At 45.2% G+C, this 12,594-nt stretch carries 11 protein-coding genes; 4 read left to right on the forward strand and 7 right to left on the reverse strand.

Annotated features, from left to right (window positions below):
- Nucleotides 1–10 precede the first annotated feature (10 nt).
- Entirely contained in the window at nt 11–931 is a 921-nt protein-coding gene (locus GL2_RS18035) for a LysR family transcriptional regulator (RefSeq protein WP_232053677.1), read from the forward strand.
- Nucleotides 932–976: 45 nt separating this feature from the next.
- On the opposite strand, the gene GL2_RS18040 is transcribed toward GL2_RS18035, so the two are convergent.
- The 3 genes from GL2_RS18040 to GL2_RS18050 form a co-directional block, all read right to left on the reverse strand.
- Nucleotides 977–1,381 carry a thioesterase family protein gene (locus tag GL2_RS18040; RefSeq protein WP_143732103.1) on the reverse strand — a complete coding sequence of 135 codons (405 nt, stop codon included), beginning with the start codon at nt 1,379–1,381 and terminating at the stop codon, nt 977–979.
- A 116-nt stretch (nt 1,382–1,497) separates the two neighbouring features.
- Nucleotides 1,498–2,334, reverse strand: a complete 837-nt coding sequence (locus tag GL2_RS18045; protein ID WP_143732105.1) for a metallophosphoesterase — start codon at nt 2,332–2,334, stop codon at nt 1,498–1,500.
- Nucleotides 2,335–2,473: 139 nt separating this feature from the next.
- Nucleotides 2,474–3,616, reverse strand: a complete 1,143-nt coding sequence (locus tag GL2_RS18050; RefSeq protein WP_172621197.1) for an aromatic ring-hydroxylating dioxygenase subunit alpha — start codon at nt 3,614–3,616, stop codon at nt 2,474–2,476.
- Between the two features lie 113 nt (nt 3,617–3,729).
- On the opposite strand from GL2_RS18050, the gene GL2_RS18055 reads away from it, so the two are divergent.
- Nucleotides 3,730–4,311 carry a TetR/AcrR family transcriptional regulator gene (locus GL2_RS18055; RefSeq protein ID WP_143732108.1) on the forward strand — a complete coding sequence of 194 codons (582 nt, stop codon included), beginning with the start codon at nt 3,730–3,732 and terminating at the stop codon, nt 4,309–4,311.
- 677 nt (nt 4,312–4,988) lie between these two features.
- Here the strand turns inward: GL2_RS18055 and GL2_RS22175 are convergent.
- The gene (locus tag GL2_RS22175) at nt 4,989–5,120 is read right to left on the reverse strand and encodes a hypothetical protein (protein ID WP_255505729.1); all 132 of its coding nucleotides are present in this window, start codon (nt 5,118–5,120) and stop codon (nt 4,989–4,991) included.
- A gap of 78 nt (nt 5,121–5,198) precedes the next feature.
- Here GL2_RS22175 and GL2_RS18060 point away from each other — a divergent pair, with 78 nt between their 5' ends.
- Complete coding sequence (locus GL2_RS18060) at nt 5,199–7,376, forward strand: heavy metal translocating P-type ATPase (RefSeq protein ID WP_143732110.1); 2,178 nt, start codon at nt 5,199–5,201, stop codon at nt 7,374–7,376.
- A gap of 107 nt (nt 7,377–7,483) precedes the next feature.
- Here GL2_RS18060 and GL2_RS18065 read toward each other — a convergent pair whose 3' ends face one another.
- Nucleotides 7,484–8,305, reverse strand: coding sequence for a hypothetical protein (locus tag GL2_RS18065; RefSeq protein WP_143732112.1), 822 nt, complete (start codon nt 8,303–8,305; stop codon nt 7,484–7,486).
- A 208-nt stretch (nt 8,306–8,513) separates the two neighbouring features.
- On the opposite strand from GL2_RS18065, the gene GL2_RS18070 reads away from it, so the two are divergent.
- Nucleotides 8,514–9,482: an IS30 family transposase gene (locus GL2_RS18070; protein ID WP_143732113.1), complete on the forward strand. Its 969-nt coding sequence runs from the start codon at nt 8,514–8,516 to the stop codon at nt 9,480–9,482.
- Nucleotides 9,483–9,854: 372 nt separating this feature from the next.
- Here GL2_RS18070 and GL2_RS18075 read toward each other — a convergent pair whose 3' ends face one another.
- Nucleotides 9,855–11,255, reverse strand: a complete 1,401-nt coding sequence (locus tag GL2_RS18075) for a glycerophosphodiester phosphodiesterase family protein (protein ID WP_143732115.1) — start codon at nt 11,253–11,255, stop codon at nt 9,855–9,857.
- Nucleotides 11,256–11,642: 387 nt separating this feature from the next.
- Nucleotides 11,643–12,542, reverse strand: a complete 900-nt coding sequence (locus GL2_RS18080) for a hypothetical protein (RefSeq protein ID WP_143732117.1) — start codon at nt 12,540–12,542, stop codon at nt 11,643–11,645.
- Nucleotides 12,543–12,594 lie beyond the last annotated feature (52 nt).

Genomic DNA, 12,594 nt, shown 5'->3' on the forward strand with positions numbered 1-12,594 from the left:
ACATCTGAAAATGAATGTTCGTGATTTAGAAACAGTAAGCTTGAGAACCCTCTCCGTATTTGTGCATGTCAGTAAGACCCTGAATCTCACACTTGTAGCCGAGCAGCTGGGCCTGCCTAAATCGACGGTCAGTAAGGAGATATCCAGACTGGAATCCCACCTGAAGGCTAAGTTGCTTGATCGCTCAACCCGCCGAGTTGAATTGACAGAGGTCGGAGCTATTGCTTACGAAAGAGCACTTCAATTGGTGGAAGACTTTAAGGCCCTGCAACATGACGTACTGGTTATGGAGCAGCAGGTACAGGGGCTCCTCAAAGTTTCCGCTCCACCAGCCCTGGGGGAATTTCTCTCACAGAAGGTCCTACCCCCTTTTTTAAAGCGCTGGCCTAAAATCACGGTTTCCTTAAACCTTACTTATGATTTTGAGGATTTGTTTGCCCAGGGGATTGATCTGGCTTTCAGGGTGGGCGATATCCGGGATGACCGCTTGATTAGCCGCAAGCTCGGCTATTCCACCAGAATACTGGTGGCCAGCCCCGAATACCTGGCAGTACACGGAGCCCCCGGAATTCCAGAAGAACTGGCAAGTCACAATTGCCTCAGGTTTCAGTTTAATCCAGGGGAATCGGAATGGACCCTGACATCTGGGGATTCAATCATTAACCTGTCCGTTAGCGGTAATTTCTTTTGTGCCAACATACAGGCATTAAAGAATGCAACCTTGAATGGGCTGGGGATCGCCCAATTACCAATTAATAATATTGTCGAGGAGTTAGCTGGGGGGCAGTTGATAAAAGTACTCCCTGAATGGCATGTCCCGCCAATGAATATCCATGCTGTTTACCGGACAGGTCTGAACAAACCCAAAAAACTGGCAGCATTACTCGACTTCCTCAATGAGGAAAAAGGTCTCTTCGAGTGGAGTGTTTAAACGGGAAGCACATTCAAAACTCCCCTACCCGGATGGCACACCCTGTCAACTTGCTTGGATCAAGATCTCCCTGAAGCGTCCCGGCAGTGGGATCTTGAACTTGTCAGAGGTTGATAAAGTGACATATGTGATGTGAGCGGTAAAAGCCAGTACCCCACCCTCTAAAAACGCCTCCAGCTGGAAACTAAAAGAGTGGTTACCAATATCCGAAACAGAAACCTGGATGTCTAGTTCCTGATCCCAAGTCACGGGGGTCAAGAACTCCAAATTGAATGCTCGTACAGGTGTGATAAAGCCCAGCTGTTTCATTTTAGAAATGGCTGGCCCTTCAAGGAGTACTGCCATAGCATCATGAGTTGCCTCCAGAGCAAAGTCGGAATATCTTGGAGTGTATACAATACCCGCGGGATCGCAATCGCCGAATAACACCTTGCGTTTAACGGTAATCATTTAATCAGCCCTATAAATTTTACGCAGTGCAACTATTGTATGGCAAGGTGCCTACTCTATTCTCGCCAAACAAAATAACCAAATCCATCAGGCTTTAGATTGTATTTGTTCGATACTTAACCACTAGTTATCGACAAAAGAGTCACTTCCGGTGGAACCAGGAATCGCACGGGAAAAATACTCGTCCCTACTCCTGGACTTACATACAGATTTTTACCATCTTCATCGATGTGACCAATCGCATATCGCTGCCCGTAATGAGAGGGAACTATCGGGCGCCCAATAAATGGCAGGTAAACCTGTCCTCCGTGGGTATGCCCAGCAATAGTCAGTGAGATATGCTTCGGTAATTCGGGAAATATATCGGGATTGTGCGTGAAAGCCAGAATGGTCTCCGCGGTATTAATGCCATCCATCGCTTTTGCGATATCGTGCGGCCCTTCCCAAAAATCACTGATACCCACCAGGCGTAATTTACAAGCGCCACTATTCAGCATTGCTGATCGGTCTTCGAGTACCGTAATCCCTCGATCAGCGAATGCCTTCTCTACCCGCTTGGCATCAAGCCACCAGTCGTGATTTCCCAACACTGCGAAAACGCCCATGGGCGCTTTCAATTCCTCCAGTATCTCGGCAACCTCTTCGGGAGAAACAAAAGAGCCACCTGCAACACCTTGAATAACAAAATCACCTGGTAACAAAATCAAATCAGGCAAACTAGCATTTACTTCATCAACTAACCACCGAAGGCTATCGGTCCCTTTATACGGGGAGCCCACATGTAAATCAGCAAGGATGGCCACCTTCTTGTTATTACAGGCTTCTGGCCAGGAGCCGATCGTTATCGCCTGCTCTCGGATTCTGAAACTATTTGGCTCCGCAAAGAAAGCCCATATAGCGATGATTAGACCAATAATAAAAAGTATCGCGGAAATGATACGACGTTTGCTCAAGAAATATACTCACTCAATTAACAAACCTGGAACACTTCAGGCTACAGTACGGTATCTACTATTTAGGGATACTCTGAAAAACCAGCCTTTATGGCTGTAAAATTAGGCAATACACTCTCTAAAACGCTATATAACTCTACTATTTCTCCGTTAACAGGCCGTCAATAAAATCATTCATCCGTTTTAGGGCCCATTCGTTCCTGCCGTAATTGATACGCTCCAGCGCACCGTTATTCATGGAGCCTTGAACACCCTCTCCTAGCTCAAAGTCCTCATTCAACACCGCTACAGTAATATCATGGTTACGCTGCCAATGATCCCCCATGGTATCCCGCAACTCAGTTGGAACCAGTGTGGTAATAGCGATGGCCGTTTTATCAAAGGTCAGGGGCCTGAACTGCACCCAGTCAATATGCTGATGCTGAATCAGCAAGGCCGAGGTAGGAAACAATGAATACAATGTATGACTGCATTCTCGCAGGGATTGTTGCTCGACGGGTTTCTCCACCATCGTAGCTAAAGCCTTGGTCGGCATTACTACCCGTAGATGAGGTCCCAGGACATCGATGACCGCAGTGTTGTTATAAAAATAAGGGCCAATACTCTCGCGGTGGGCATAGGAAAAATGGTAGGTTTCAATACCGCCTTCTGCCACTATTTTCCAGTTCGTGCTCCAAACCTTGCGATGTTGCGCAAACACAGAGAGCTGATCTAGCTGCAAGGCCGCTAGCGGCTGCGACACACCCTCCAGAGCTTCATCCAAGTCTGGAGCCGAAGCCCCATCAGGGCAAAGCCAAATGAACCCATGCTTTTCTTTAACAGGCAGTTCAAGTAGGCCATTGTCTGACTTATCAAGATCAGGAAAGCACTGCTGCTTACCAGGAACCGAGGCCAACTCGCCATCTGTAGTATATGACCAGGCATGATAGGGGCAATTAATGCGTTTTGCCTGCCGGCTTTCTCCCTCCGCTAGTAGTGTGGCACCGCGATGACGACAGCTGTTGTGGAAGGCATGCCATTGGCCTGAAGCATCGCGACTGACAATCAAAGAGCCGAGTGGCGTCTCGACCGCTTTGAGGCTATTCGCTCCAATCAGTTCAGAATTATGCACCAGAGGCCATGGCCAACGACGGTGAATCTGCGCCATCTCAAGTTCGAACACCTCTTTACTGCGGTATCGCCGTGTATCAGCGCTGGCCGTCTCATCCGCTAGGGTTGTGGTTTTATCTTGTATCAGTCCCCAGCATTGCTGGATAAGATCGAGCTCTGTTTGTCTGTCCATAATCTCCATCCCTTGCGTTATGGCAACCAACCTACCAACCGGTAAGTTTATTGACAGGCTACCTACCAATCGGTAAGGTGTCAAGCTGTCAACCCAGCCCATATTGAAGCTCAATGAAGACACGAGAAAAGTTACTGCTCAAGGCCGAAATTCTCTTTTCTGAGAGAGGTTTTTACGGAACCAGCATCAATGATGTCGCCGCAGAACTGACTATGAGCAAACAAGGGCTGCTGCACCACTTCTCCAGCAAAGAAAAACTCTATGCTGCGGTACTTGAATCCGCTGCTACCCATCTGGTTGAGAACCTGGACCCCAATATTGAGCATGAGCTAGCTCCCAAAGAACAGCTATTGAAATTATTAAACGTACTGGCAGCACCCGACAAAAGAACCCACCGCGTTATTCTTCTTCTGATGCGAGAGCTATTAGATAATAAAGAGCGCTCTGAACACGCCCATCAGTGGTTTCTAAAACCCGTTCTCGATCATCTAGAAGGACTGGTGAAAGCGGACCAGAAACTGGGACACTTTCAAGAGGTAAAGCCGCTTGCCTTTATCTACCAATTACTTGGGGCCGTTCAATATTTTTTGATATCTGAACCCACCTTGAAAAAGCTCTACCCTGCAAAAACCTTCAAGACACTAAAAAAGCAGCACTTGATCGAACTGGAAAGATTGATCACGAGCGCTTACTAATTTCGACAAAAGGCTATATTGTCTCTATGTAGGGTAAGGGCAAAAAGAGCGGCTGGCTATACTAGGCGGTAACGCTGAGCTTCTCTCATTGCGATACCATTCTGAAGCGCTATCAGCATCTGATTGATAAGGGCTTATTTCCATCATCTAGACGTATGCAGAACTATGTACCTTCTACACCTGTAGACATCGATATTATCAAAGAAAAGCTCATCTATTCGCTGGGTAAATTTGTGATTAACTGGAAAGGTCTCATTGCCCTTAACTCCACCTCATGACTAGCTTAATATCACTGGCCTCCCTATAAAAAATCAGGAGCATCTTAGGGAATTTTAATATAAGAGATCTTAGTCATGAATCTCAGTGGATTAGTTTGCCGAAAATTTAACTCTTCAAACTTGGGAATCTGTTTTAGCATAGAATTCGAGATCGCTAAGCACTCGCATGACTTCACAGTTGCCTGCAGCTTCCAGGTCGATACATTGATCTCGTAGTTACTTCAAACTTTGTCGAAGTTGTACCTGCAGACCCATTTGATCCTCAATACGGCGGATATGTTCATCAACCAGCTTATTGATTTCCAGGCAGTTCTCAATTGGCCGCACTTTGAGTTCAAACAGATTTCGAGTATCTTCCTATGGTATGCCCAATGAACGGCAGTGGCGAATGCAGTGTAATTACTCTAATTGAGCTCCAGAATAAAGTTGTAAATTATCCCTGGTCCGCACAGGTTCCGGCAACGACTCTACCTGATCGTAGTAATGCACTGTCTCCACTTCACAGCTGGCTTCGCCAATCATATAGGGCATGCAGGTGTCCCCTTGACTCTATAGTTACTAGAGGGATAGTAATACTGGCTCACCTTTTGAGCTATCCGAGAGTTGACTATGGAAAAGCGTGATACTGGCTGCGGTTGTGAAAAGCCCACAGAGCCTCTTCAGCAGCCGAACAATAATACCGTCAATGAAGACGGAAAGACCTCCTTGTTCTCCATAGGAAAGATGGACTGCCCAACTGAGGAAGGCCTGATACGCGCCAAGCTTTCCAGTATTCAGGGGATCTACAGCCTCGACTTCAATCTGGTACAGCGAATCCTGACTGTCGGCCACAAACCCGGCATGGAACAGCTGATCCTGGATGTACTAACCCCACTCGACCTGGATGCAAGGCTCGCTACCCCGGAAGATACCGAGGGCGCTCCTCCGGCATCCAAAGCCAATTGGTGGCTGCTTGGCGCCGCAGCTTTAGCTGCCTTGGCATCAGAACTGGTGTACTGGCTGCAAGGCGGCAATACCTGGCTGGTATTTGTACTGGCCCTGGCCGCTATCGCAGGCGGTGGTCTCTCCACCTACAAAAAGGGATGGATAGCGCTTAAGAACCTCAACCTGAACATGAATGCTCTCATGTCGATTGCGGTCACTGGCGCCATACTGATCGGCCACTGGCCGGAAGCCGCCATGGTAATGGTGCTATTTACCCTGGCGGAGCTGATTGAAGCAAAATCATTGGACCGCGCCAGAAATGCCATCCGGGAGCTACTGAATCTAACCCCCGAAACAGCCACTATGCGCCAGGAAGATGGGCATTGGCATGAAACCGACGCAAAAAAAGTGCCTTTGGGGGCCGTTGTCAGGGTTAGGCCAGGCGAGCGTATCGCCCTCGATGGGGAGGTGATAAAAGGCAATTCTGCGGTTAATCAGGCCCCTATTACCGGGGAGAGCCTGCCCGTAGACAAGACAGCTGGCGATGAGCTTTTTGCTGGCACTATCAATGAGTCAGGCGCGCTTGAATACAAAGTTACCGCAACAGCCAGTGATGCTGTGCTGGCCCGGATTATTCATGCAGTAGAGGAAGCCCAGGGAAGTCGCGCACCGACACAGCGGTTTGTCGACCAGTTTGCCCGCTGGTACACGCCCCTGGTTTTTGCCGTAGCCCTGGCTACGGCATTATTACCCCCGCTCTTTCTTGGCGGCGCCTGGATGGAGTGGATTTACAGGGCTCTGGTATTGCTGGTTATTGCCTGCCCCTGCGCCCTGGTAATCGCAACCCCCGTTACAATTGTCAGTGGCCTTGCAGCCGCAACCCGCCATGGCACCCTGATCAAGGGCGGCGCTTATCTCGAGCAAGGGCGTCGCCTGCGCTGGATTGCATTGGACAAGACCGGCACCATTACCCACGGTAAGCCCGAAGTGACCAACTTCGAACCCTGGTCCGGGGCAGACTCCGATAAAATCAAGATAATCGCAGCCAGCCTGGCCTCCCGTTCCGATCACCCGGTCTCCAAAGCCATTGCAGAATACCTCAACCTGGAAAAGTCGATTCTGGAGGAAGTCGAGGCTTTCGAAGCCCTGGCCGGTCGTGGAGTCCGCGGTGAAATCGCCGGCAAAGGTTACTACCTGGGCAATCATCGTTTGGTAGAAGAGCTGAAGGTCTGCAGCCCAGATCTGGAGCTTCTATTGAGTAAATTGGAATCCCAGGGAAAAACAGTTGTTATGCTGGTGGAAGAATCCGGCGTAATAGCCTTATTTGCAGTAGCCGACACCGTCAAAGAATCCAGCCGACAAGCTATCGAGGAACTCCACGGCCTGGGGGTGAAAACCTTAATGTTAACCGGTGATAACCAACATACCGCCGATGCTATCGCCCGCGAAGTAGGCATAGATCGTGCCGAGGGCAACCTGCTTCCAGAAGATAAACTGCAGCAAGTGGAATCCCTTGCGGGTCACGGAAGAGTTGGCATGGTCGGGGATGGTATTAATGATGCACCGGCGCTGGCCCGAGCCGATATCGGCTTTGCCATGGGAGCTACGGGTACAGACACCGCCATAGAAACCGCTGATGTCGCCCTAATGGATGATAACCTGGGCAAAATCGCCGGCTTTATCCGCCTGTCATACACTACGACCCGCATACTCTGGCAAAATATTGTCCTTGCCCTCGGTATCAAAGCAATATTCCTTGTTCTCGCTTTCGCCGGGGAGGCTTCCATGTGGATGGCAGTGTTTGCGGATATGGGTACCAGTTTGCTGGTGGTATTCAATGGGTTACGATTGATGCGCAAGTAATCTTCTACGGGACTTCATATACAACTTCAGTTTAGTCATATGCTTTAAACTTCATCCATCCCGCTGGCCCAAGGATGGATGAATTTTACCCTTCGGGGATTAAGGTACTATTCGGCATCAATAAATCTTACCTTCCCATTTTCAGTTGCAGTGGACGTAATAAATACCTGGCTTCCACTTATTCTACCGACGGAGAGACATTGGCCCGAGATATTTGTGTATATGCCTGGATCACCTTCTGGAGGGTTATTATCAGCCCATTCACAACCGTTAGTACTCAATATATAGATAAACCTCTCGCCATATAGGTTTAAATTCGAATTATCAAAAGAGAAAAATTGAACTTGCTCACCCTCTGCGTAGTTTGCTCCAAAGATATAGATTGACGCATTTTGGTAAGACAATAAAGATCTTGTGGGTGAGTTACTAGAACTATAAATCGTTGAGCTATCATATGCATGTGCAATTGATGCTTCTCCGCCATCTAATACTATGCGACTGGTATCTCTGGCATTGACTGATACTATCTCGCCCCCCAGTAGATATAATTCTGAATTGTTAAATACTTGAAAGGAGCTGGTAATCTGGCCCCCTCCCATGGTCACAACTGTTGTTTGCCCAGAAAGGCGAACTTCATGTATATATGCTCCCTCTCCAATTACATACTCAACAGATGGGAAGTTGCCAGTCAGATCCAATAGGCAAGGTTTGCTTTCATCATTTGGATCACAAACATAATCAATATATATAATTTCTTGGCTAGGAACTATTTGACCTGTTTTGTAGAGGCTAAAGGCGTCTTCATAACCCTGAAATACATCAGAATTTGGATAAAGTAATTTAGATTCATCAGAGAACACATCAAAAGAAATCAACAAATGAAACATTAAAACAAGAAAGGTAACTATATTTCTATATAACTTGCTCATCGAACATTCCCCAGTAGAAATTTAGAGATATTATCGGCGGTATGAATATAGAATGATTCGAGAGTATTTCAATATTGTTTTCAGGTATCCTTCCTATACCCATAAACAAATATTTTTATCCAGCTTGGTTTCGGATAATAAGTGCAATTGGTAAGGGAGAGCTCAGCTGGTAGAGTCGGCACCTCTCCCGACCAAGAGAAAGGCACTGATGAGCTACTACCAACTGAGCGAGAACGAACGATACCAGATTTACAGCTTAAGAAAAGCCGGACACTCTCAGAAAGCAATAGCAAAATTGTTAGAGAGGCATCCCTCGACGATCAGCCGAGAGCTGCGACGTAATACAGGCTTACGAGGATATCGGCCAGGACAAGCACACACCCTTGCGGAGCTAAGACGCCAGCAAGCGTATAAGGCACAGAAAGTGACTGATAGCGTGTGGCAACAAATAGATACCCTAACTCGGAAAGAATTAAGTCCTCAGCAGACTGCAAGCTATTTAAGGAGACATACGGGTGTATCGTTACATCATGAGACGATCTATCAACTTATTTATTTAGATCAGACAAATGGTGGAGACTTATACAAGCATCTTAGGGTTGCATCAAAGCCTTATCGCAAGCGCTACGGGAAGTATGATCGACGCGGAAAGATCAAAAACAGAGTGAGCATAGATGATCGGCCAGCAGTTGTTGATCGGATGAATCGGATAGGTGACTGGGAAGGTGATACCATTATAGGCAAGGGACGTGGCGGAGCTTTGCTGACTATGGTTGAACGCAAGACGTTATACACGGTTATTGTTAGATTGACAGGTAAACGATCAGACTTGTTGGCTGAAGCAGCGGTTAGTCATATGGTGAGCATCAAAGATAAAATCAAAACAATTACCTTCGACAATGGTCTTGAATTCTCTGGTCATGAAACGATTGCAGAAGGCTTAGACGCTGAAATTTACTTTGCTCATCCATATTCATCCTGGGAGAGAGGGATCAATGAAAATACTAACGGCCTCATTCGACAGTATTTCCCAAAGGGTACCGACTTTAATAAAGTAACAGACGAGCAGGTTCAATTTGTAATGGATCGCCTGAATAGTAGACCAAGAGCGAGTCGGGGTGAAAGATCACCGAATGAATTATTTATAGGGCTGCAAGAAGATCTGCTTGCAGCATAAAGGGGTTGCAGTTATTACTTGAAACCAAGCAGGATAAGGGATAGTGCATTGACGTATAATCACACATTTAGCGCATCAAAGAACATAATTCCCTATTAGTGACTGCATCTAATAACAGGCCCTAAGCAAAGAAATCCTGTATTCTAATATTAGCCGGTAAACTGTATGTTTTTTTGTGTTACAAGAAAGGATAGAGAACCTTCCACCTCTATAACCCCTAAAATGAACGAGAGTCATAGTAAGCCTTACCGTGTACCGAAAATTTAATTTTTGATATCTATAAACAAGGGCTGCACACCTCACAGCCCTAATCCCACTAGTGTTCTATTTACTTTTTACTTTCGCCCACTCCTAAGCACAAGAAAAAACTATTTATCTTTCTATTTGGAAATACTGCAAATTAAAATTGGTGTTACTTGAAGGAGTTACTCTGAAGGTCATTTGCTGCACACCTTTTTCAAAGTAACGCTCACCAATGGGTTGAAGCATAAATAAATCATGTGCACTGGTATTTTTCACCGTGTGATATAAATTATTGTCATCTTCAAATTCCAGAGCAAAGGTACCAGCGATCTCTTGCCTTGCTGACAGGCGAGCACTAACATTATACCAACCACTATGTGGTATATTAATACTATATTTGACCCATTCGCTTTCACGAATGAAACACATATGGGTATTCCCATTGGTATTACAGAAATCGACTCCTTCATACTTTCTAGCCGCAAGACGAGAGTTTATTGCGTCAGTATCGTAGTAGGATCTACCAGGGCCCTGCCTCTCAAAATTATATGCCATTACCCTAATGGTTTTCTTTTTACGATCTTTACCACACTTAAGCCATTGATCTAACTCAACCACGTTATCCGTTTGAATAATTGTTACTGAGAAGTGATCAATAACATTTTGCCAACCGGAAATGGGATCTAAGTGTGCTACCTCGTCAGTAAACCCTGCTGCCTGCCCATACCAAAGAGTGTTGATCCAAATAGCACTCTCTTGTGCTAAGCTCTCAACTAATTCAGCATTAATTTGTGGCTCTGTTAGTGTTTCAAAACCAATTTCCCATGCATAGGGGGTATGACGTTCAAAACCATCTACATGAGAAAGGTTATCTTCACGGAGCTTGTGCATGTACAGAATCGAGTCATCTTTATCCAGGAATTCTTGTACCTCGTCAGGGTTAGCGTTACTTTTAAACAAACCTATACTGACAGCATCCATAGACTTCAATTCATCATATACCTTTTCCCTTATTTCCCACGCTTTGTCCAGGTTAAGTATTACCCTGCCCTTAGCTGCTGCAATAGCCTCTTTAAAGGTGGGCACTTTGTGCTCAGTGAGCTGAGTCTCCCCTCCTTGTAATAAACGCAACCTGAGAGATTGTAATTGTGAAAGCGTCAACATTGAAACATAACCAGTGCCATCGGTCGTTCTATCAACGCTACTATCATGCATAAGTACCAGTTGACCATCTGCGGTCTCACGGATATCAATCTCGACAATATCTGCCCCGTGAGAAATTGCAGATTCAATCGCTGCAATAGAGTTCTCTGGTGCGCTTCGCCAATCCCCTCTATGCGAGGCAATCATTATATTTTCATTTTTTTTGCAGTGAGAACTGCAATGATTAGTTGCTCTATACTCGATCTGACACTTTGAATTCTGCTCAATTCTATCAGCAGGTATTTTTGCTTGAACCGTATTTATACTAATCAACAAACTCAGCGTTACCATCTGAGCTATAGTATAAATTGTATATCTTTGGATCATAATCACCTCTGGCTAAATGGTGAAGCCCTTATTGGTCCCCACTAACTACTCAGAAGCTACTATGAGCAAATTAACTTAAGATGTTATTTTTGTTACACTAACAAGTCGCTTAGATTTAATTTAAAGATATCTCCTTAGGTTGAAAAACTTAACTCACTGAAAAGCAATCAAAAATTTTGCCTTTCTATGGCACTTAAGAACAACAACCTTTCAAGGCACCCATTTTGAATATAATCTCCCACACTAAAGCAATAGCTATGATTTAACAAAGTGTAAAAATTACCATCCAGAAACTTAACTTGATGGGAGTGAGTTCCTGAGAAATTTGATAAAGTCTTTAGGGTAATCAAGCCCTATATAGATTTTCTCAACTTGAGTACCGCTCTGTTATAATCCAACAACAACATTTGGATTTCCAGAGTGGTTATAGCGTTTTATTTTATTTTGCCTTCTAATATGCCCAGAACTTTTTTCTACATATCGAATATCACCCAGTGGGATTTCTTTACTACTTAAAATCCCGTAACGAATTATCAGCTTGTCCGATGTAATTGATATTGGCCGTCTCGACATAGAGCGACAATCCGCAACTAAAAACAATAACCCCAGGACACTTAGAAAACTTATAATATTTGCAGCAATGGATGACCATGCAAAATGAACTATAAGATGAACTATCGGCAACTCTAGTAGTATTATAAAAATAAAGCCAAGGGCTGTACTTTGTGCACCATCCTTCAAATGATAACTGAAATGTCGATCCCCTAAATATTGCTTGAAAGCAATAGATTTTGAGCAAAAAACAAACATCCACAACCGGGTTTCAAAGCTTAAAATAGTTGAAAGGATCCCTCTTCCTACATATCTCTCAACCGAGGCCTCAATGGCTATATCTGGATCCTCTCTTTCATTGATGGCAACCCTTATTGCTGTTACCATCGTTATAATCGCCATGATCTCCAGCAATATAAAGCAAGCCAAGACCACAAACCGAACTGCCTCTAGATACAGCCAGAGGGACTTACTCTCCTCCGGGATAATATAACTCCCAATAAGAATAGCGATACAGGTGTATACAATAGCTTTTATCAGAGCTTGCTTTTTGTCTTTAATACATATAAGGCACAGTATAGGAAGTACAACTAAGCCATCGACCAAAAAAAACCACTCTCTGTTCTCTTCGCCAAACTCATTCAACCAAGTGTTGGTACTATAGTAAGCACCCCAGAAAAGGGAGATGCAAGCCAAAAAAATAAGTGGTAGATTTCTTCTTAGTCCTAGGTTCACAACAGGTCCTTTCCAGTCAATTGTAAAAAAGAGTTCTCTTTGACCCGCTATC

The sequence above is a fragment of the Microbulbifer sp. GL-2 genome, assembly GCF_007183175.1.
In the GTDB taxonomy this organism is placed as follows: Bacteria; Pseudomonadota; Gammaproteobacteria; order Pseudomonadales; family Cellvibrionaceae; genus Microbulbifer.

Coding starts and splice junctions, on each gene's coding strand:
- GL2_RS18060 (WP_143732110.1), top strand. CDS start 5,199: ATGGAAAAGCGTGATACTGGCTGCGGTTGTGAAAAGCCCACAGAGCCT.
- GL2_RS22175 (WP_255505729.1), bottom strand. CDS start 5,120: ATGCCCTATATGATTGGCGAAGCCAGCTGTGAAGTGGAGACAGTGCAT.
- GL2_RS18035 (WP_232053677.1), top strand. CDS start 11: ATGAATGTTCGTGATTTAGAAACAGTAAGCTTGAGAACCCTCTCCGTA.
- GL2_RS18075 (WP_143732115.1), bottom strand. CDS start 11,255: ATGATCCAAAGATATACAATTTATACTATAGCTCAGATGGTAACGCTG.
- GL2_RS18050 (WP_172621197.1), bottom strand. CDS start 3,616: ATGGACAGACAAACAGAGCTCGATCTTATCCAGCAATGCTGGGGACTG.
- GL2_RS18070 (WP_143732113.1), top strand. CDS start 8,514: ATGAGCTACTACCAACTGAGCGAGAACGAACGATACCAGATTTACAGC.
- GL2_RS18040 (WP_143732103.1), bottom strand. CDS start 1,381: ATGATTACCGTTAAACGCAAGGTGTTATTCGGCGATTGCGATCCCGCG.
- GL2_RS18065 (WP_143732112.1), bottom strand. CDS start 8,305: ATGAGCAAGTTATATAGAAATATAGTTACCTTTCTTGTTTTAATGTTT.
- GL2_RS18055 (WP_143732108.1), top strand. CDS start 3,730: ATGAAGACACGAGAAAAGTTACTGCTCAAGGCCGAAATTCTCTTTTCT.